This is a genomic window from Nocardiopsis nanhaiensis, from assembly GCF_054778635.1.
Genome location: NZ_BAAGZJ010000024.1, coordinates 1 through 20,438, shown reverse-complemented (window position 1 = coordinate 20,438; position 20,438 = coordinate 1). Strand labels below are relative to the sequence as shown.

At 68.4% G+C, this 20,438-nt stretch carries 19 protein-coding genes; all 19 read right to left on the bottom strand.

Annotated elements, in window-relative coordinates; all coding sequences use genetic code 11:
* Nucleotides 1–133: 133 nt before the first annotated feature.
* The 19 genes from ACYVD1_RS13720 to ACYVD1_RS13630 all read right to left on the bottom strand — a co-directional run bounded on the left by ACYVD1_RS13720 (nt 134) and on the right by ACYVD1_RS13630 (nt 20,130).
* Nucleotides 134–886 carry a CPBP family glutamic-type intramembrane protease gene (locus tag ACYVD1_RS13720; protein ID WP_460771990.1) on the bottom strand — a complete coding sequence of 251 codons (753 nt, stop codon included), beginning with the start codon at nt 884–886 and terminating at the stop codon, nt 134–136.
* A gap of 124 nt (nt 887–1,010) precedes the next feature.
* Nucleotides 1,011–1,829, bottom strand: a complete 819-nt coding sequence (locus ACYVD1_RS13715; protein ID WP_460771989.1) for an SAM-dependent methyltransferase — start codon at nt 1,827–1,829, stop codon at nt 1,011–1,013.
* Complete coding sequence (locus ACYVD1_RS13710; protein WP_460772077.1) at nt 1,826–2,527, bottom strand: cytochrome P450; 702 nt, start codon at nt 2,525–2,527, stop codon at nt 1,826–1,828. Before ACYVD1_RS13710 ends, ACYVD1_RS13715 begins: the two co-directional genes overlap by 4 nt.
* 389 nt (nt 2,528–2,916) lie before the next feature.
* Nucleotides 2,917–4,329: a cytochrome P450 family protein gene (locus tag ACYVD1_RS13705; RefSeq protein WP_460771988.1), complete on the bottom strand. Its 1,413-nt coding sequence runs from the start codon at nt 4,327–4,329 to the stop codon at nt 2,917–2,919.
* Nucleotides 4,307–5,329 carry a hypothetical protein gene (locus ACYVD1_RS13700; protein WP_460771987.1) on the bottom strand — a complete coding sequence of 341 codons (1,023 nt, stop codon included), beginning with the start codon at nt 5,327–5,329 and terminating at the stop codon, nt 4,307–4,309. Before ACYVD1_RS13700 ends, ACYVD1_RS13705 begins: the two co-directional genes overlap by 23 nt.
* A 127-nt stretch (nt 5,330–5,456) precedes the next feature.
* A complete protein-coding gene (locus ACYVD1_RS13695) occupies nt 5,457–8,366 on the bottom strand; it encodes a type I polyketide synthase (RefSeq protein WP_460771986.1) in 2,910 nt (969 codons plus the stop codon).
* Entirely contained in the window at nt 8,363–9,061 is a 699-nt protein-coding gene (locus ACYVD1_RS13690) for a class I SAM-dependent methyltransferase (protein ID WP_460771985.1), read from the bottom strand. The genes ACYVD1_RS13695 and ACYVD1_RS13690 overlap by 4 nt, the downstream gene beginning before the upstream one ends.
* Before the next feature lie 49 nt (nt 9,062–9,110).
* The gene (locus ACYVD1_RS13685) at nt 9,111–10,382 is read right to left on the bottom strand and encodes a hypothetical protein (RefSeq protein ID WP_460771984.1); all 1,272 of its coding nucleotides are present in this window, start codon (nt 10,380–10,382) and stop codon (nt 9,111–9,113) included.
* Nucleotides 10,379–11,020 (bottom strand): hypothetical protein, encoded by a 642-nt coding sequence (locus ACYVD1_RS13680; protein WP_460771982.1) that lies wholly within the window; start codon nt 11,018–11,020, stop codon nt 10,379–10,381. Before ACYVD1_RS13680 ends, ACYVD1_RS13685 begins: the two co-directional genes overlap by 4 nt.
* 200 nt (nt 11,021–11,220) lie before the next feature.
* Entirely contained in the window at nt 11,221–11,664 is a 444-nt protein-coding gene (locus ACYVD1_RS13675; RefSeq protein WP_460771981.1) for a roadblock/LC7 domain-containing protein, read from the bottom strand.
* Nucleotides 11,665–11,789: 125 nt separating this feature from the next.
* Nucleotides 11,790–12,515 (bottom strand): HAD family hydrolase, encoded by a 726-nt coding sequence (locus ACYVD1_RS13670; protein WP_460771980.1) that lies wholly within the window; start codon nt 12,513–12,515, stop codon nt 11,790–11,792.
* On the bottom strand, nt 12,512–13,915 hold the full coding sequence (locus ACYVD1_RS13665) for a hypothetical protein (protein WP_460771979.1): 1,404 nt from the start codon (nt 13,913–13,915) through the stop codon (nt 12,512–12,514). Before ACYVD1_RS13665 ends, ACYVD1_RS13670 begins: the two co-directional genes overlap by 4 nt.
* A gap of 19 nt (nt 13,916–13,934) precedes the next feature.
* Nucleotides 13,935–14,924 carry a hypothetical protein gene (locus tag ACYVD1_RS13660; protein WP_460771978.1) on the bottom strand — a complete coding sequence of 330 codons (990 nt, stop codon included), beginning with the start codon at nt 14,922–14,924 and terminating at the stop codon, nt 13,935–13,937.
* Nucleotides 14,925–15,254: 330 nt separating this feature from the next.
* Entirely contained in the window at nt 15,255–15,848 is a 594-nt protein-coding gene (locus ACYVD1_RS13655) for a helix-turn-helix domain-containing protein (RefSeq protein WP_460771977.1), read from the bottom strand.
* Nucleotides 15,849–16,275: 427 nt separating this feature from the next.
* A complete protein-coding gene (locus tag ACYVD1_RS13650; protein WP_460771976.1) occupies nt 16,276–17,643 on the bottom strand; it encodes a M16 family metallopeptidase in 1,368 nt (455 codons plus the stop codon).
* Between the two features lie 207 nt (nt 17,644–17,850).
* Nucleotides 17,851–18,057, bottom strand: coding sequence for a DUF397 domain-containing protein (locus ACYVD1_RS13645; RefSeq protein ID WP_460771975.1), 207 nt, complete (start codon nt 18,055–18,057; stop codon nt 17,851–17,853).
* Between the two features lie 122 nt (nt 18,058–18,179).
* On the bottom strand, nt 18,180–19,004 hold the full coding sequence (locus tag ACYVD1_RS13640; RefSeq protein WP_460771974.1) for an SAM-dependent methyltransferase: 825 nt from the start codon (nt 19,002–19,004) through the stop codon (nt 18,180–18,182).
* 212 nt (nt 19,005–19,216) lie between these two features.
* Entirely contained in the window at nt 19,217–19,531 is a 315-nt protein-coding gene (locus tag ACYVD1_RS13635) for a hypothetical protein (RefSeq protein ID WP_460771973.1), read from the bottom strand.
* 116 nt (nt 19,532–19,647) lie between these two features.
* Complete coding sequence (locus ACYVD1_RS13630) at nt 19,648–20,130, bottom strand: ATP-binding protein (protein ID WP_460771972.1); 483 nt, start codon at nt 20,128–20,130, stop codon at nt 19,648–19,650.
* Nucleotides 20,131–20,438 lie beyond the last annotated feature (308 nt).

The following is a 20,438-nucleotide window of genomic DNA, read 5'->3' as shown; positions in this document are numbered from 1 at the left end:
GGTGTCCTTCAGGGTGGTCGTGTGTGGGGGTGTAGGTGGCCCCGCCCCGGGTCCACCTGCCAAGGCGGGGCCACCGTGGGGTGCTGCCCAAGCAAGGGGAGAGCGGGCAGCACCCGGTGGGGGAGGGTCTGGGTCAGAGGGGAGCGGTGGAGCTGACCAGGAGCGCAAGGGCCAGGCTGGCCGTGCCGTGTGCGGCGATGAGGGGCCACAACCGCCCGGTGCGGCGGTAGAGCCACACCGACAAGCCCGCAGCCGGGGCCAGCCCCAGGGCCGCGATCCCCCCAAAGGGGTGGGCGAGGATCTGGGCCACCACGGCGATGAGGTAGATTTCCCAGGGCTCACGCCGGGCAGCGCTGAGCGCCAACACCACCAGGGCGAGGCCGACCACACCCGCGATCAGGGCGGTGGCGCCGTGGGCCAGACCGGCCAGCAGCACACCGGTGAGCACCTCCACCGAGCCCGGGCCCAGCGCATCGGCGATGACGGGGCCCGGTCCGCGTGCGCCCAACAGCACCACCACTGCCGCAGACAGCACCGAGGCCGCCGTGGCCAAGGCGAAGCTGCGCCACCGCTGGGCGGTGCGGTCCTGTTCTGCGTCCTGGCCCAACTCGCTTTGGGGCGCGAACACCTGCCCGAGGCCCAGGTGCAACCGCATACGGCACACCGACCACACGCACAGCGCGGCCACGGCCAGCGGCACCACGTACAGGGCCCATTCCGGCACGAGCAAGCTCGGTTGGGCGTGCGGCGTAAGCACCACGGCCCGTGGGCCGTGGTGGGCCAGCCCCCACACCGCGTGAGCCAGGGGCAGGCCGAGCACGGCCGCATGCACGCTGGCCAGCGTGGTGTAGGCGGCCCGGGTGCTCAGCCGCGGGTGGCGGGGCATCAACTCAGCCGGTGTTGGTTCCGGAACCAGGCGGCGCCAGGACAGCGCAGGGTTGTGAAGGGCACCAGGTGACATCGCGGGTCTCTTGCCTCGGTGGTGGTCGACAGGGCGGAGGTAGACGGGGTCAGGTGCGTGCGAGCCCGCCCAGCACCCACGCCTTCTCTGGGGGGTGGTAGGCCGTCAGGGGCAGGTGGCCGTCCGCGGGGTCGCCAGGCCAGTCGCTGACGAAGACCACCCCGGGCGCGACCAGGTCGGTGCCTGTGAAGAACGCCTCGATCTGGGCGCGATTGCGGGTTTGGCCCGGAGCGGATGTGCGGGCGTAGACCTGCTCCAGATACGCGGCGCGCTCGGGGGCGGTCTCGTTCTCCACGTGGCTGATGGCGATGTAGGACCCCGGGGGCAGGGCGTCCAGGTAGGTGCGCACGATCTCCTCGGGGCGCACGGCGTCAGGGAAAAAGTGCAGCACCGCGACCAGAAGCAGCCCGATGGGCCTGTCGAAGTCGAGCACACGTCGGGTGTCGTGGTCGTCCAGTACCGCCGCGGGGTCGCGTAGGTCAGCTGCCACGACCGCGGTGCGGTCAGGCTCGGTGGCCAGCATCGCCCTGGCGTGGGTGACCGCGAGGGGGTCGTGGTCGACGTAGACCACCTGCGCGGTGGGGTGGGTGCCTTGGGCGACCTCGTGGGTGGGGTTGGCGGCGGGCAGCCCAGAACCCAGGTCGAGGAACTGGTCGATGCCCTGGCGGGCCATGTACCGCACGACGCGGTGCAGGAAGGCCCGGTTGGCGCGGGCCATGGATTGCAGCTCAGGGATCTGGGCCAGGAGTTGCTCGCCCACCTGGCGGTCGACGGTGTAGTGGTCTTTGCCCCCGAGGAGGTAGTCGTAGAGCCGAGCGGGACTGGGGCGGCTGGTGTCGGTGCCTTCGGGGGGTTGGGGATCGTTCATCGGCCTGGTCCTGCCTGGGGACGTTGCGGGTAAGCCAGGAGCTGGGCGGGTTGGTTCATCACGATCGAAGGCTCAAATTCGACCGGGCTTTGGGCCAGGCGTAGGTCGGTGAAGCGCTCGAACAGGGCAGGCAGGGCTATCTCCAACTCCAGGCGTGCCAAGGGGCGGCCGAGACAGTGGTGGGCCCCGTGCCCAAACGCCAGATGCGCGGAGCGTGCGCGGCCGGGGATAAAGTCACCGGCGCTGGGGCCGTGGCGGTGGGGGTCGCGGTTGGCTGCCAGGTAGCACATCAGCACCGCCTCCCCGGCCTCGATGACCTGGCCGGGGTAGTCGATGTCCTCGGTGGCGAACAGCCAAGACAACGTGTTGACGGGGCCGCTGTGCCGCAAACCCTCGTTGATCACCTGCCCCCAGGTCACCTCGCCGCCGCGCAGGGCCTCCAGGTGGGCGGGGTGGGTGAGCAACAAGTGGGCAATGTTGGTCAGCGCCCCCATCGTGGTCTCATAACCGGCAGAGACCAGCAGCATGACGGTGTCGATGAGTTCGGTCTCCGGCATGGGATGGTCGCCGTCCTGGGCCCCGGCGATCAGGGCCGAGACCAAACGGTCCTCGGGGTCGGGGTGGGCACGCCGGTGAGCGACCAGGTGGGCAATCATCTCTCGGACCTGGTCGGTGGTCGCGGCGCCGGTACCGGCCATGGAAGCGCGGATCAGCGCATCGAGGTCGGGCAGCTGGGAGATGTCGACTCCGATCAGCGCACACAGCACCTCCAAGGTGACCGGGAGGGCGTACTCGGTTTTCAGGTCCACCGGGGGCGGGGCCTGGGCGAGCCGGTCCAGGTGGGTGTGCACGATCCGGTGCACCTGTGGCTTCAGGGCCTCCATGGCCCCCGGTGTGAACGCGGGGGCGAGCATGCGGCGCCGGTGGGTGTGCAGGTCACCGTCGTAGACCAGCAGGGAGTCGATGGCCATCATCTGCGCCATCGGGTGGCGGGGATCCACGCGGCCTTCGCGCAAGGCCTTCCAATGTTTCATCCCGCGGGCGAAGCGGGGATCGGACAAGGCCGCGCGCAGTTCGGCTTCGTGGGTTAGTGCTTTGACGGTGAGCCCGTCAGCCAGTTCCACGGTCGCCACCGGGCCGGCCTCCACGAGCGCTTGTGCTTGGGCGTGGGGGTCGTAGTCGGCTCTGGTGGGGTCGAGGAGGAGGGGTTGGGCGGTGGCGGGTGGGGTGTCCATGCCTGCTCCTGCTGGTGGTGGGGGGATGTGGGTGAGCGATGGGGGGATTCGGGGGTGAACCGGGCCGGTAGGTCGACCAGTCCCCGCAAGTTCGAGGTGGGCAGCCACCGGTGGGTGGCCGGCAGGGTGGCCAGACGCAGATCGGAAAGCCGGTGGGTGAGGACCTCGATGGCTGTTTCGGCCATGGCCGAGGCCAGGTCGCGCCCATAGCGGGGACACTGGTGGGCTCCGGCACCGAAAGCCAGGTGGGCGCGGTTGGAGGCGACCTGGTCCAGGTCCATACCGCGGTACAGGTCGGCGGCGGCCGGTGCGAAACCGGCGACCAGGCAGTCGCCCTGGCGGATGAGCTGGCCGCCCAAGTGGACGTCACGGCGGGGGAAGCGCGCCACGATCGTTTCGAGCGGGCTGTGCCGGACCTGGACCAGGTTGACGGTTTCGGCGATCAGCAGGGTGGAGGAGGCATAGGAGGTGGCCAGATCGGGGTCGCTGAGCAACTGGCGCAGCGCCATGCCGATGGTGTGGGTGACCGGGTCGGCCGCGGCCGAGACCACCAAACCGAGTTGTTCGCCGACCTCGTGCTCGCTGAGGCCCTGGTCCAGCAGCAACGTGGGCAGCGCCGCGGGGTTGGGTTCGGTGCGGGCGCGTTGGGCGACCTCGTGCAACAGTTCGCCCATGGCCTTGACCGCGGCCATGGCTCCGGGGTGGCCCTGCCAGATCAGGCTCATCTGCTCAGTGATCGCCGCGATCTGGGGCGGGCCCATCCCGAACAGGCGGCACAGCACATGCAACGGCAGCAGGCGCGCGTACTGGCCGATCAGGTCCACCTGTCCGTCAGCGGCAAACTCATCGATCAGCGCGTGGGCCACCGTGGTCATCTGCTCCAGGACGCGCTGCTGTTGCAGCCGGGCGAAGGCCATTGACAAGGCACCGGCCAGGCGCTGGTGTTCAGCCCCGTCCGACAGCAGCGCCGTGGGACGTTTATGCCACACGGCCCGGGTACCCGAGTCCGGGCTGATCGTGCCGTCGACCATGTCGCGCCACCAGCGCGGATCGCGCGCGTAGAGGTCGTCGTTGGCCAGTACTTCCTTGTTCAGCTTGTAGGACAACAGCAGCCAGGCGTGCACCCCGGGCTCCAACAGCACAGGGGCGATCGGTCCGTAGGACTGGCGCATGTCTTGCCAGTAGGTATCGCGGTCGCCCTGGACCGGTTGGTACAGGGGCACCCGGCTCCAGCCGGGATGCTCACGGGCAGGGTCGGCGTGCATCGGTCCTCTCTCGGGTCGGGAAGTGCTCCAGCGGGGCAGCGTGAGCCTGGCTGGGCCGGGCTTGGGCAGGAACCAGCACCCGGCCCTGGTATCGGGCCAAGGCGCTGAAACTCCCAGCCGCCATGACGTCTTCGCAGGTCAGGTGGGGCCACCCGTGCATCATGCGTAGGCGCTGCACCAACCGGGCCAGATCCGCGCCCTCCAACGGCAAGTCGCACCAGCGTTGGGCCGGGCTGATGCCCTCGGGCAGGTGCGCCAGGTTGGCCAGCGCGGACAGCAGCGCGGCCTGGGCCACTGCGGGCGGGGCTGGGGTGGGTTTGTGCGCTCCCGGGCGCGCGTCGGTACGCCACAGGTGCACCTCGGCTGCGGCCCTCGCCGCGCCCAGGGGGGTGGTGCCGGTCGAGCTCACGCGGGCGCTGGGCAACAGGTCCACCAGTTCCGGGGCCAGGTGGGTGCTCCCGGTTTCCAGCACCAGGAGCGGGACGCCGCCGTGGCCTCGGGCGATGCTGTGGGCCGCGTCCTGTGCGGTGGCCACGCGGGTCCACGGCGCCTTGGGTAGCTGGGCGGTCCACTGGTGATCGAGCCGGGTGTGCGAGCCGTGAAGCAGCACGACGTGGTCTACGCCCGCCTCGCACAGCCATCGGTCCACGTCGGCGGAGCGGGGTGGGGGGTGCCCGCGCAGGTCGTGAATCAGGACCAGGGCGGTGGCCGTCGAAGCCCGGCCGTGGTGGGGGCCGAACACACCTGGGTGGGGCGTGCGGTCCTGGAGCGAGCGCAGGGCCTGGACCATCTCGGCGCGGTCCTGGCCGACCACGGCCGCTCGGCACGGTCGGCCCGTGCTGTCCTGCGCGCTGGCGGTGCGGCAGACCTGGTTCAGGTCGGGGTTGGTCAGGACCGCCTCGATCCAACGCTCGACCTGGCTGGGGAGCGTGTGCGGGTGAGCGCTCACGAGAGGGAGCATCCACGCCGGGCGGGCAACGTGCTCAGGTGCGGTCACCATGGGCTCCTTCCGTGATCGACGGGGGCGGCAACAGAGAGGGGTCCTCGCCCCGCGACCCCGAGTACGGGGCGAGGACCGGTAGGCGCCATCTCTGATCAGGAGGGGAGAGAGGCGCCCGGGGGTGGGCTTATCCGGGTCGGATGACCCCTTCCGGGACGGGCTGTGCGCGTGGAGACGACAGCAGGTGGCGGTGGGCGGCCTGAGCCAGTTCGGAGGTGGTGCGAGCGTGCTGGGCCGCGTGCGCATCGAGTCCGGCCAGGTCGGGCAGACGGGTAATCAGTTGCGTGTACAAGTGGGCGCGGGCCAGCGACTCCAGCCCCAGTTCCTGCCAATCGCTGCGCGGGTCCCACTCGCCCGTGGCGCCGCTGATGAGTCCGTGCACCAGCTGGGTGATCTGGTCGCCGATCACCTGGAAGGCCTGGTCGTGGTCCATCTCGCGCAGCCGCACCGTGGTGGTCTCCGGCCGCTCGCTCTGGTCGTGGGCCCAGGCCCGCAGAGGTAGCCGAACTGGGGTGTGGGTGGTCGGTGTGGGCCAGCGGGGGGTGAGGCCGTGGGTGTACAAGTGGGCCAGCGCCATCAGCAGGTTCTCCTGCGGCTCGGCCGGGCCCGCGGTGGTCACCACCGGCGGGTCGACCTCATAGCGCCGATCGGCTTGGGCCAGAGTGGAGGTCAGGGACGAGGCCAGCACCGAGCGCGCACCGATCTCCACCAGGACCACGGGGCGGCCCGGTTCGATCACCGATGTGAGCGCCTGGTGCAACTGGACCGGTTCGCGCAGTTGCCGCCCCCAATAGGGGCCGTCCATCTCCGTGCCCTTCAGGCGCACACCGGTGGCGGTGGAGATCAGGCAGGTGCTGACCACACGTGCCCCGATGCTGGTGAGCAGGTCAGGCAGACGCTCGGCCTGCTCGGCGACCAGGGGACTGTGTGCGGGCGGGGCATCGGCGATCACGCGCACCCACTGACCCTGGGAGTCCAGCTCCTGGGCCAGATCCTGCAGTTGCGCAAGAGGGCCCGACAGCACAGTGGAGGCGGGTCCATTGATCGCGGCCACCGCCAAAGGGGGCCGGGACCGGGTCACCTCACGGGCCTGCTCCAGGGGCAAAGAAGTAGCTGCCAGAGCACCCGCGCCGACCTGTTCCTGCAGCAGCAGGCTGCGTTCGACCACCACCGTGGCCGCGTGGTCCAGACTCAGGGCCTGAGCGGTGTGGGCGGCGGCGATCTCGCCCAACGAGTGGCCCACCACCACATCGGGAACCACACCCCATGAGCGCAACAGCTCGGTGGCGGCCACCTGCCAGGCCCACTGCACCGGTTGGATGCACGCCAGGCCGTCGAAGGCCCCAGGCGGTCGGCCTCCGCGGGCCGAGCTCACGGCAGCCATCGCACGCTCGTAGGTGTGGGCGAAGGCCGATTCGGTACCAAGCCCGTGCGCTCCCACCGGTCCGTGGGGGTGGGCGCCGTGCCCGGGGTAGACGAAGACCACCTGCGGTTGGCCCCGGGACCGGCGCGGCCCGGCTACCCGCAGCCCGGTGCTGCCCCGGCCCACCTGGTTCAGCCCGTGGGCCAGGTCGGGCACCGAGGTGGCCACGGTGGCCGCACGCGCCCCGGTGTGGTGGTCACGCCGGTGGGCGGCGGTGGCGGCCACCGCATCCAGGGCGGACCCGTGTCCGGTCAGGTCCTGGGCCCAGGCGGTGGCGGTTGCGGCCAGGGCGGTGGGACTACTGGCCGAGATCGGCACCACGTGCGCGCGCCCTGCCCGGGCGCTCTGGTGATGTTGGGCTTGTTGCGGGCCTTGTCGAACGATCACGTGCGCGTTGGTCCCACCAAACCCCAACGCCGATACGCCCGCGGTCGGCGTGTGCGCCCTCCTCGGCCAGGGCTGGGCCGTGGTGGGCACCCGCACGTTCATCCGACCCAGGGCGGGAATCGGAAAGGTGTGGTGGATGGTTGCTGGGATCACCCCGTGCTCCAGGGACAGGATGACCTTGATCAGGCCGATGATCCCCGCGGCCCCTTCCAAGTGGCCGATGTTGGTCTTGACCGACCCCACCCACAAGGGGGAGTCCTCGCTTCGCCCTTGGCCCAGGACCCGGCCTGCGGCGCGGCCTTCGGCACTGTCGCCGACCGGGGTGCCGGTGCCGTGCCCCTCGATGTAGTCCACGTGGTGGGGGTTGATGCCGGCCACGGCGTAGGCGCGTTCGAGCAGGTCGATCTGGCCGTCGGGGTTGGGGGTGCCGATCGGCTGCTTGGCTCCGTCGGAGTTGGTGAGGCTGCCCGCCAGTACGGCCCGGGCCCGGGTTGCGGTGGCGCGGGTATCTGCGGTGCGTTGCAAGACGATGACGGCGCCGCCCTCACCTCGCACGAACCCGGTTCCGGCCCGGTCGAAGGCGTGTACCCGTCCGTCGTTGGCCAGCACACCGGAGGCGGCGAACATGCGGGTGTGGGTGTCCAGGCCCAGGATGTTGGTGCCAGCGACTACGGCCAGGTCGACTTCGCCGCACTCCAACGCCTGGCGGGCCCGGTGGATGGCCACGAGGGAGGCCGAACAGGCGGTGTCGATGGTCTCCGAGGGGCCGGTCCAGTCAATGAGCCGGTGCCGGGAGGCGCGGTTGGCCAGCATGGACGGCAGAGCACCGGCGGTGTCGACCATGGTGCCGCCCTGCCCCGGCCCCAGGCGCAGGAGCGCCTGGTCCAGGCAGGAGGAGCCCACCCACAACCCCACGCGTTGCCCGCGGTGGGAGGCCAAGGACAGCCCGGCATCCTGAAAGGCCTCATCGACCAACTCCAGGATCATCTTCTGCTGGGGGTCCATCACCTCCACCTCGGTGGGGGAGAGCCCGAAGTGGTCGGCGTCAAAGCGGAGCTCGGGTTCGGTGAGGATCGCCGCGGGCAGGAGGGAGGCGCGCGGGTGGTCACCAGTGTGGTTGGTGACCAGGTCCCGGCCTGCCATGAGGGCGTCCCAGAACTGCTGTGGGGAACGGATGTGTCCGGGCAGGCGGCAGGACAGGCCCACCACCGCGATCGAGGCGGTCATCGCTTCACCGCCACCCAGATGCCGGTGCACCCCTGGACACCGACGTCGGCGTCGGGGAAGTGGGCGCGCACCATGGTGCGCAGGTCTTCGAAGGTGTCACCGGTGTTGGCGAAGATGTTCTTGCGGCCGTTGTAGATGCGCATCAACAACCGCGCGAAGGCGTTGAGCTGCACCCCCTGGCCGCTGGCCAGGATGGTGGCGCCGTAGAACACCCCGTCGGACTTGAGCACCCGGTGCGCCTCGGCGAGGAAGAGCAGCTTCTCCTGCAGCAAAGCGCCGCGCAGGGTGTGGATCACCATCATGCAGTCGATGGAGTCCACGCTGTGATCGGGCAGGTCTTTCCAGGCAGCCAGTACGTCCTGCCAGTGCCCGTGGACCGTGATCGGGCGCCGACCCAGGATGCGGGTGGCCATGCCCAGACACTGCGGGTTGAGGTCCATCAGGTGCAGAGCGCGCACACGCGCGGGCAGGTGGCGCAGAAAGCGGCCGTTGCCCGGGCCGATGGACAGGTGCGCCCGGCCTGTCCGGGTGCGGTAGGCGTGGCGGATCCACCGGTTGGAGATGCCCCAGGCCAGGGGGTGGCTGATCCAGTGCACCCAGACCGTGTAGATGACGTACAGGACGAACCGGTTGTAGATGCCGGGGTTGGGCTGGTTGGTATGGGCGTGGGGATCGGCGGGGCTGGATTCAGGCATGGGGGAACCTCACATCGGCGATCGCGCTGACGGTGGGGAGGCAGGCAAATCAGGGGTTGAGGAGCCAACCGAGGGTGGCGGGGTCGTCCCAGCCGACCACCATGCGGTCGGCCTGGTCCTGGAAGGTGAAGTTGCCGGCGAACCGTTGGGTGATGTGCTCGGGCAGGGTGCCGGACCAGAAGTCGGTGACCAGTTCGCTGAAGACCGACGTGTGCTGGCCGTGCTGGGTCCAGTAGTCCTGGTAGGCCGCTTCGAGGAATGCAGCGTCGGCCAGGGGGCGGCCTTGGTCGAGACGGTCGAGGATGTGTGTGGCCACGGTCGCGGCCACGCGGGTGGAGGCGTTGGCGCCCTGACCCGAGGTGGGGTCGACTGTCAGGACGGCATCGCCGATGCCCAGGATGGGAGTACTGCCGATATGGATGACGGGGCGGCGCACCCTCGGGGTGATCGAGCGCAGTAGCCGGGACTGTTCCAGGCAGGGTGCCTGCAGGGTCCACGCGGCCAGGTCGGGTGTGTGGGCGCTCAGAGTCGCGTGGGCATGAGGCCAGGCCGCGTCCAAGCGGCGGTTGTGGGAGATCGGCTCGCCGTTGGCGGGTGTGATAGCGGGTATCGGATCCATGGGGCTATCGGCGCGCGCGTAGACCTGCACCGCGGTGGCGGGAACCAGATCGGGGGCCAGCCCTTGGCCTCGCGTCTTTGTGGCCAATACGGGGTAGCAGAAGATTTCGCCGTGCGGTGTGGTGGTCACCTGGACGTCAGGGCCGGGGGGTGAGCCTTCGAAGTGGGTTTGGAAGACGATGCGGGTGGTGGGGGACAGGTAGGTTCGCGGGAATTTCGGTGCCAGGTGGGTGTCGTTGTCCCCGGTGGCGACGATCACCAGGTCGTACATGCCGCTACGCGCGAACCATTCCAGGGTCTCGGCTCGTAGGGTCTGCACGTGAATGTGGGCGCCGCGGGGGTTGGTGGTCTCCTCGCGCTCCACTTGCTGGAGCCATTGGGCGGTTTTGGCGCCGTGGTCGATGGCGGTGCCGATGCCGTTCTGGTTGCCGGTGAACGTCTGCCGCGTTCCATCCCCGGGGGAGACGGTGAATCCGATGGTGCGAAAGACGGGGGAGAGACCGGACCAGAAGTCGAGCTTGGCGTCCTTCTCCATGCCGTACACGGCGGGGAAGGTCATCTGGGTCAGCCGGGAACCATCCAGGAGTTCCTCGGTGGTGTGGCGGGTGTACAGGTCCACGCGGATGTCGGCGTCAGCGTTGGTCAGGGCTGTAGCCAGGCCCAGGCCCGCATGCCCGGCCCCGGCGATCATGATGCGGCTCATCCCCAGGCCTCCGTTCGTGACCGGTGCAAGCGCACCTCGCGCAGGATCATGAGCAAGCAGCTCGGGTCGGTCGCATCGACCATCACCACGGGTACGTGCTCGGCCAGGGACAAGGCGTCACGGACTTGGTGGGCGTCCAGGTCGTGTTCGCTGGCCAGGTGCACCACGACCACCAGGGGCAGCTCCTCCTGGTTGGTGAGCATCGCCGCGCTGTCGGCGCCCTGGGCCAGGTCAGTGTCGTTGACCAGGAGCAGTGCCGCTTCAGCGTCGCGGGCCAAGTCCGGCCACAAGCCCACCAGGGTGGGTAGCCCCTGCACACCGGTCATCGCCAGGTTGAGCGTGTTGCTGATGCGTTGGAGGGAGTGCAGGACGGGGTCTGCCTCGCTAGCGGGGGTGTCGGCGGTGTAGACGGTGCCTACCTGGCTCAACAGGTGCCGCAACACCCCTTCTCCGTGTGGGGCAACGGTGAGGAGTTTGGTGGTCTGGCACTGGGGTGGGCGGCCCTGCAGCCAGTCCAGGACCTGGTCCAGTGCGCTGGGTCCGTCGGGATAGGCGATCGGTGAGTGGGGCACCAAGCGGTGATCGCTGATGAGGTGGGCCACGGCGGTCATGGCCAGGGCTACGGGGACGTCGATCATCGCGGCCACCTCGACCACAGCCACCGGGCGCTGGGCTTGCCAAGCTGCCGCCAATACTCGCGACTCCGGATCGGTAGCCTCCGGGGCTGGCGCTGTGGTGTGAAAGGCGGGGGCGATGAAGGTGTATTCGGAGATGCGCAACCGGGGGGCGCGTGCGGTCGCCCGGGGATGAGCAGCACGATGCTTGAGGTGGGCGGTAATCATGCGGCGAGGGCTCCCCTCAGGTGCTGCAGCTGACCCACCCGGTCGGGGGCATGTTGCGGTAGGTGCGGGTCTAGGGCGGCCAGGAGCTCTTGTGCGGCGCTACTTGCCGCCGTGATGGTGGAGCCTTCGGCCACCCACACGCCTAGGCCGAGAGCGGGGGTGGCCTGGAGTAGGACTACGGGCCCGCGGGAGTAGCGGCACACAATGCTGTCGCACTCGCCCAACCTGTGATGGAGTCCCCAGCTATTGGCCATCGAATGCAGGCAGCCCACAAGTGCCGACCGCTGCTCGGCCTCTTCCATGCCCAGTGAGGCGCTGTAGGCGTAGGCGACGCTGTCGGTGTGGAAGAGCAGCAGGTGGTCGACGCTCGGCGTTGCTGTCACAAAGCGGGTGAGGTAATCGGGTACAGACTCCGGGCAAGAGGGGTGTTGTTCGGCCATGCCCCCACTATGGAAAAGCGCACCGAGCCGTTCCATTCCCTCTGGGAATATTCTGTATATTCCTGATATTCCTGTTGTTCGAAGCCCTCAGGGGGTGTTCGAATAGGTGGTTATCACCAGTGAATTCAGTTCCCGGGGGTGTCGATGAGGGAGGTGAGGGCCTCGGTCAGTGCCTGGGGGTCGGTCAGGTCCGGCAGGACCCGGTCGGCTCCGGCCTCGCGCAACTGTGCTTGGGTTGTGGTGCCCGAAGCCACGCCGATCACCTGAGCGCCGCCCTCGCGGCCCGTGGTGACATCTTCCAGGGAGTCACCGACGATCACGGTGTTGAGGCGGGTGAAGTCTGCGTTGTGCTGTGTACCAGCCCGTTGTTGGGCGATGCCTACCAGGTGGGGGCGGTGGGGGTCGTCGCTGGAGTAGCCGCCCAGTGCGGTGTCGACGAAGTCGGCCAGGCCGAAGGTGTCCAGTTTGATCTGGGCGCTGCGTTGCAGGTTGCCGGTGACCACGCTCGCCACCCAGGCGGGATGGGCGTGGACGGTGCGCAGGGCCTGACGTGCTCCGGCCAGCAGCTGGCCGTGCTCGTGCATGTGCCCGCGTTGCTGCCAGAGCCGGTCGGGAAGTTCGGCCAGGGCCTGCTTGACCAACGCCTCCAGGTCCGCCTCGCGCGCTCCGTTGCGCCGCAGGAGCTCCTGGACGGCCAACGGTACGGTCCTGCCGGTACCTTTGGCCGGCAGGTGTTCGGCCGACGTGTTGAGCAGATCGCGGACCAGTTGACGGTAGATGAGCCGGTCGGTCTCACCGACGTAGACCAGGGTGCGGTCGATGTCCCACAGAATCAGGGAAGAGGCGCTCATGGAAGGGGCTCCAACAGGGTGCGTGCGCGGCCGAACACTTCGGTGACGTCAGTGTGGCCGCGGTAAGGGGACAGCAGGTCCAGCAGGTCGCGGATCTGCTGTTCGGTGCGGGCGGAATTGAGGCCTTCCAGCCGGTCCAGGGCCAGGTGCGTGCGCGCGCACGCCTCGCCCGGTTCTCCCATGGCTACCAGGGTCTTGGCGGCTCGCACCTGGGCGCTGGTTTGGTTGCGCACATGGGCGGGGCTGTATCCGAGCAGAGCCTGATCGATCTGGGTCAGAGCCTGCTGTGTGTGGCCGGTCTGCAGCAGCACGGTTCCGCCCTGGCAGGCCAGCTCACCCTCGTCGATCCAGTACAGCCACCCCGGGTCATCTGCGCAGCGGCCCTGGGCGAAGGCCTCGTAGGCCTGGTCGAGGGCGCGCCGAGCTCGGAGTTCATCCCCGGCGGCCGCATGCCCTCGGGCCTGGCGAATCCACAACAGGCACTCCACCCGGGGGCTGGCCAGGCCGCGCACCCGGTGTAGAGCGGTGGAGGCCATCAGGGCCGCCTCCTCGCCTTGGCCGTTGCTGTAGGCGTGCACGGTCAGATAGGAGATGATGCCGACCCCCAAGAGAGGGTCGTGTGCGTCGTGGGCCAGCCCCAGCCCGGCCAGCAGCAATTCCTGGGCGTTGTCATCGCCGGCGTCGACGGCCATCCACCCGGCTAGGCCGGTCAGGTCGGCGGTCAGTCGCAGCAGGCGGTGTCGCTGAGCCTCGGATGCGCCTCCTCGCGAGAGGAGTTGGCGCATCATCTGCAGTTGGGGTGCCACGCTCGCACGCAGCGTCGCGCTGGCGCCGCCCTGGGCGTCGGCCATCCGGATGGCATCGACGATGTCGGCGAACTGGTCGCACAATTCATCGGAGACGCCGTGTTGGTGGGCCATGGGGGGTGTACTGGCGGCCAGGGCCCAGCCCATGACCTGTCCCACCAGGCCTGCTCCAGCCAGGGTGAGGGCGGTGCGTCGGTTGGGTGGTGCGAGTGCGCGGTCCAAGGCGGTCAAGGCGTCAATATCTCCCCACTGGGGCGGTGGTGCCGTCAGGGGTTCCCTCTCGGGCGCGGCTGATACCTGCTGACCCCGCACGGCGGGCACATGGGGCGTAAAGCGGGCCAGGGCGCGCTGCAGTGTACGCCGGTCCTGGACAATGAGTGACCCGGCGTTGATCTTGGAGATGGTGCTCTGGCGCAGTCCGCCCAGAACCGCTCCGACCTGAGTCTGCGTGAGGCGGGTGCAGTCCAGGAGCAACCGCACGATGGAGGTCAGGTCACGGTCGGCCACCCAGGCGTGCAGTTGGGGGTCTGCCAGAAGGCCTGCGGGGATGCAGGGGCAGCGTTGAAGGTCCTGATCGCAATTGCTGCAGGCCACAGCAGCTACCTTCCCGGGGTCAGTGGTCGATGGTGGTCAGGGCGTGCCGGTATTCGTGGGTCCAGTCGGCGCCCTGTTGCTCGGCCGGAAGGTGGTCCAAACCGGTGGTCAGCAGGTCGCGGGCGACGTCGGTGTTGCCCAGGCCGATGTGGGCCAACCCGAGGTTGAGGTGGTGAAAGGTGGGGGTGAGCCAGTACGCGGTGGGCGGGGGCGGAAGTGCTGCCGCCACCTCGGCGATGCGCATCCCGCTGTCCAGCGTGCGCTGGGCCTGCTCGTACTCGCCCAGGAGCGCGTGCCCGTGGGCGGCCTGGATGGCATCGCCCACCCGTTGCGCGGGGTGAGCGCCGGGGGTGTGCCACGCGGCTGAGAACCAGGCCAACAGGGTCGGAGCATCCCCGCGTCGACGCGCGATGTAGCCCAGAAAGTTGCGGGCTTGGGCCACGAGCGGGCCCTGGTTCACTTCCTTTGCTAGGGCTGCGGCGCGTTCCAGGACGGTGACCGCTTGATCCAGTTGGCCGGCAGAAGCCAACAGCCACCCTTCGAACTGAACCCATTCGGCCGCCACCGTCCTCAGAGCCGCGGAGTGGGGCCCACGTGCTCGATCGGCGGCCGCAGCCATGGCCGCTGCGTGTGATCGGGCCGAGGGCAGAACGGCCTCGGCGCCGATGAGGTCGTCCAGCCGCCGCTGGGTCGCCAGCATGCGGGTGACGACCTCGATCGTTGCTGCATCCACCCGTTCAGGGCGATCCAGTAGGTGTTGCACCTGATCTGCGTGGCTCGTCAGCGGGCTCGCTGTGTCGTGGTGCAGGTGCTCTGGCGCTCCCAAGCCCATCAGAGCTTGGCGGTTGCGGTCCAGGCGCATCAGTGGAGCGCCTAACAACAGGCGGTGGATGGTGCCTGTGGATAAGCCGGTGATGCGGGCCAGGGCCTCGCGCGACATGTGGGGGAGTTGGTGGTGAGCGAGACGAATTACGGTGGCGGCGTCCTCGTCCTGGATTGCCTGTGCCACGTCTTCCGCGGTCCAGAATGTCGCGGGTATGCAGGTGCATCCTTTCGTGGCAGGTCGGGTTCGTGGGCGGCCGCAGTGAGTGCACAACACCTTTTCAACCTCACCTGCTGTGTGGACTCGGCTTTGAACAGGATAGAAGGCAGTAGGGAAAGGGCAAAGCCGCGTTGACTACGATGTCCTGTGGTTCGTGGATCCGCGGGGTTGTTTCTGTGTGTGACGAATGATCGGTGCAGGTCGGTCCGGGTGTAAAGCGGTGTGCCTTTGTGCTGGTTGTTGCGTGCCGGTGCTAGTGAGTGCGATTTCAGATCCTGAGGCGCAGGGGGAGGTGGTTCACTCTGGTCTGGGGTGGGTGGCGCTGGTCGGGCGCGCGGAGGTTCTGCCTTGATCTGCCCCGTCATGGGGGATGAGGCCCGTGGGTATTTCGAGAGGTGGGTCCTTGGGGTTCAAGGGGATCCAGGCGGTGGTGGCACCGGTGGAGACGGTGGTCATGCCCCAGTCGCGTGCGTGTGGGACATGGAGTCGCACCTCGCCGCGATCGACGACCATAACGACCGCGTCTGCGGTGTAGTGCACCTTCCGGTCCGCGCTGGACTGTACGTCCAGGGGCACGGGGGCGGAGATGACCACGTACGTGTCCCACTCGGCCGGTGGTTCTGTCCACACAGGATCGGTAGGGCGGGCGTAGTCGCTGGGGAGGATCCACCGCCGCTCCCCAGGCGCGCCCGGTACGCCCAGTGTGCGAAGGACCTCGAGTGAGCGACGTATGTCCGGGGAACTCTTTTCTGACTCCCATTTGGAAATGGTGGCCTGGCTGGTTCCGGTCAGTCGAGCGAGCGCGGACTGGGACAGGTGGCGGGTGAGCGGGTGCGCGCGCAGCAGTCGCACCACATGGACGACATCGAGTCGTTCGATCGCCTCGACCATGGCCGGTAGGCGCCATAGGGAGGGGGGCAGGCACGCGCAGGGCTGTAACGATGCGCTGCGAGATCGCCCGCAGTTGGTGCACAGGTCAAGCAATGCGATTCCTGGGGTTGAGTGCCTTCCATCGGCGACCGGATGGGCGGGCTTGGGCAAGGAAGTGGGCGCTGCCGCGCCACTCGGTCCGCTCGTGCCGTGACCCGTAGGTAGTGGTGGCGGTCCACTGCACGGAGGCCACCCCGGGTAGGCGTTCCGTTACCACCTTTATCCCGCTGGGCAAGACGGTACGCTGCACGTGTCCTGTGTGGTCCCCGGGTTCGAGGCGGGTCACTGCGGTGCAGGGCTTCTGGTTGACGGCCTGTTGCGGAGAGGTCATGAGTGCTTTCTGGGTTCGCCCTGAAGTGGAGAAGAGGACCCCGGCCTGGGGCGGGGTTCACTGCGCCGTGCGGCCGTTCCGTGCTGGGGGCACCGGGTCCTCCAAATCGGGGCCCACCATGACCACGGTCTCTGCCTGGCCCAGTAGTTCACTGGCGACCTGACGCACGTCCTCGTCAGTGACGGCGAGCACGCGCTCGTGCTCCTGGTCCAGGTCGGAGTAGCCGGAGTTCGCGTACAACTCCTGTTGGGCCAATGCTGCGGTCCGATGACCGGTCGAAGCGATGCCCAGCCCTGCCTGTCCGGCCACATATCCGCGGGCGCGGGCCACCTCGTGTTGAGTGAGCCCTTCCTGCGCAATCGCGGCCAGCTCATCTCGGCAGACCTGCATCACCTCAGAGGCCCTACGTGGGCTACACCCCAGCCGCATAGACCAGATCCCGGTATCGGCCATCGCCACATGCCGGGAGCGGATCGTATAGACCAGCCCTCGCCTCTCACGGACCTCCTGGTACAGCCTGGAGCTGGGGGCGTTGGCGATCATTGCGTTGAGCACCTGCACGGCGGGTAGGCGGGGGTCGCTGTGCGCCAAGCCCTTCAGCCCCATGGTGATGACCATCTGCTCGTTGTGACGAACCACGTGCTTGGTGCCGCTGAACACCTCCACCAAGTTGTTCGCCTGGCGGGGCAGCGACGGGGCTGTCGCCCCAGCCTGTTGCAGCCGGGTGGAGAATGCCTGCCGGATCTGCTCGACCAGACGATCATGGTCCACACCGCCCGCGGCGGTCACAATCAGGTTGGCTGGCGTGTAGTGGCTCCGGTAATAGGCATCCAACTCATCACGGCTGATTCGCGCGAGGCTCTGGGCGTTTCCCACGACCAGTCGCCCCAGGGCAGAGTCCTCACCGAACATCGCTGTGGCCAGCTCGTCATGGGCGTGAACGTCTGGCCGGTCGCGGCGCGTGGAGATTTCCTCGAGGATCACCGGGCGCTCGGTGGCGACCTCGTCTGCGGGCAGGATCGCGTTGGCGACAACATCGGAGATCACATCGACCACCGCGGGCAGGTCAGCGGCGAGCGAGGCGGCCCAGTACCCGGTTTGCTCGCGGCTGGTGAAGGCGTTGTGCTCAGCTCCCACGCTGTCGAGTTCTGCGTTGATCTGTGCCCAGCTGCGACGGGTAGTGCCCTTGAACAACATGTGTTCGAGGAAGTGGGTGACGCCCGCTAGCTGGGCGGGTTCATCCCTGGACCCGTTGGCGGCGACGATGCAGAACGTCGCCGTGGACTCCGCGGGCACGTGTTCTGTAATCACACGCAGCCCACCAGCAAGGACAGTGCGCCGCACCTGCCCGGAGAAGCGACCATTCTCGGCCAGGGCCAGTGTGGACTCGGGTTGCTGCTCGGCTGCCACAAGGGGGGTGCTCATACGTTCCTTCTGGGTCGGGTGCGAGCTCTGGGAGAAGGCCCCGTATCAGGACCGGTGCAGGGTGGTCCCCGAGGAGCGCTTCGGGGACCACCCGCCCGCCGACGGCGTCCCCCAACCCGTCGACGGGCGGCCGCCTGAAGAGCCCTGAGCCAGAGGGCCCAGCAGACGGGTTAGCGGGGCGCGCACGCCCTGCGAGGGATCAGGCCACTAGGCCGAAGTGCGCACCAGAGCCGCCCAGGCCCCGCGGGGGAAGGCCAGCTGGACCCGGTCGGGATTTTGGGTGTCACCCAGCACCACCGCGCCACTGTCCTGGAGCTGGGCAGCCGCGCAGTTGGTGGCGCCCTGCGATGCCTCGGCCTTGTGCCACACCCCGTGGGTGAGGGACCTACGGCCCTGGGTTTCCACGATCTGCATGAGTAGCCTTTCTAGATCCGATATCGGTCGGACCCTGGGGGCGGCTGCTACCGCGAATCCCCAGGGGTGGGCCCGCGTGGGCCCGACGGTGCCCCCACTTGGTGGTGGGGGCACCGAGCCTTTTAGCCCTTCTCAGCGAAGGCGGCGATCAAGCCCGATTGATGGGAGAAGGTGTTGTCCGCGTAGTAGTGAAACCGGGGCCACCCCGAGCGGTGCAAGAGCTCCTGCACCTGCTCGCCGGTTCGGTCCACGAGCTGACTGTGGCCGCCATAGTCAGCGACACGTTCGTTGTAGACCGCACCGATCTCGACGTCCGCGGGTGCGGATAGATGAGTCAGGGCGAAGACGCTGCCGGGGGCGAGGCGGTCAGCGAGCGCCTGGGCCAGTCGTTGGAACTGCCCGTCGTCCAGGTGCGCCAGCGTCAGGGTCGCCACGACGCCCACTGGGGCGGACAGGTCGAACCGGAGCTCGAGTGCGGCCATCACCCAGTCGGAATCGGTCAGGTCCAGGTCGAGTACTCCGACCCTGTGGCCGGCCACCAGAGCTGGCCACTCCCACCACGCCCGCGCCTGAGCCAGCACTTCGAGGTCCTTGTCGATGTACAGGGTGTGGGCCATGGACTTGTGGCGGTACTGGTTCTGTGCATGAAGTGTGGTGGGCATGGGGTCGTCCACGGACACGGCGCCTGCCAGGCCGCATCCGAGGTCAACGACCTGACTGGCATGGTCCGTGACCAGGTTCCACAGGAGTTGCCGGGCAATCGGCTGATCCTTGACCTGGTGCATGATCCCGGGCCAGTGCGCGACCAGACTCTCGGCCACCTGCCGGTCATCGTTGTAGGAGCCCTTGCCTGAGGCGAGGTAGGAGAACACCCGGGCTGAGGTGGGGAGGCTGAGTGCATCGCCGCTGATGAGCGTGCCGCTGCGGGCGGCGCCGGGGTGTGCCATGAGTTCTCCAACGCGGGTGGATCGTGTGCCTGTGACGGTTGGCGCGAAAGGGCTGTGAGAAGGAGGTCTGGACGTCGCATCGGCTGCAGTGCGAGCGCCTGGTGGCGTGGCCGCCGTTGGGCCTTCAGGTACCTGTCTCCTACGGCCTCCGGGGCGCGGTGGCGGTGCTGACCAGGAAGATCTGGTCGACACGGGTGTCAGTCAGTGGGCGTCTACGGTTCTCCCTGCCGCGGAGCGGGGACGGGGCAGGGCCCTGGCTGGTTGGTGGATTTCAGGGCGAACCAGGTCTGCGCGCTCGTGCTCATCCCACTGGCGTGCGCGTCCTGGTTCGCTCGGGAGGATTCGCGTGCCTGGCCTCCGTCGGGCAACTGCCGCAGGAACGCGGTCAGTCGGAGGCGGGCTAGGTCGGTGGCAATGTCGGCAGCGCTGCGCTGGCCTGCCCTCATCTGGGCGGGTGCGGTCTCCTCGAACAACGGTGGGTAGGGTTGGACGATCGCCGGGGCGTCTGCTGGCTCTGGGGGGACCATCCTGGTCTCCTTCCACGCGGGGGTTGGGCCGGGTCCCGCCGTGCCGATAGCGGGACCCGACAAGGGTGGAGGGGCAAGCCCTGCCGAGGGAACACGGCCTGGCCCTGGCCACCCGGTCAAGGAAGTTCCAGCCGGGCCCGGACCGTGACGAACCCGTCGGCCAGCATCTCCGGTTCCCAGAACATGGATAGCTGCTCGACGCGGTGCAGGCCGCCATTGCGGGCAACGCCGGAATCCGGAAAAGAAAACGGCCGCCCGGGGACGGATCCGCTGTCGGTCACCGCCACAGTGAGCAGGAACCCGCTACGGGAAAGCTCAACCTGGATGCGGCCACCAGGAAGTCCAGAGGCGGTGTGCTGGACGGCGTTGTCCATGAGCACCCAGGCGATACTGGCTGCCGCCCAAGCGATCCGCGTTGCTTCTTGGGCGTTGGTGATGCCTTCGCCAGCGTGGGCCTGGACCCAGTCCTGCGCTTCGAAAAGCGCGCTCGGAGTGGTGCCGCAGATGATGCCAACCGCATGGCGCGCGCCACCGTAGTCGATCGGGACCAGGTCAGGCGTGGGCCTGGCCTGGGTGGGTGGCTCAGCGGTATACTGCACTCGTCTCACCTCGTTCGTCGTCCAGGTGGGGCATTCACCTCGGCAGCCGCGCCTTCCCAGTTCGGCTGTCGGGGTATTTTTGTGCCCGTCTGTCCTTTTCGGGGTATAAGCCACTGTGTGTAGGAGATTCTCCGAATTTCACTTCTGCTTCTCCGTAGCCACACCATCCCTGAGTGAAACCGGCTCTTCCCAGATGAAGGTGTAGGTCGGCCGGGCGCGTCGGTCCGCAGATAGACGTCGAGGTCTCCCGACGATGGAGGTTCCTACGCCATCCATCCGAAAGACCTCGACGTGCCCGACGCTACCCC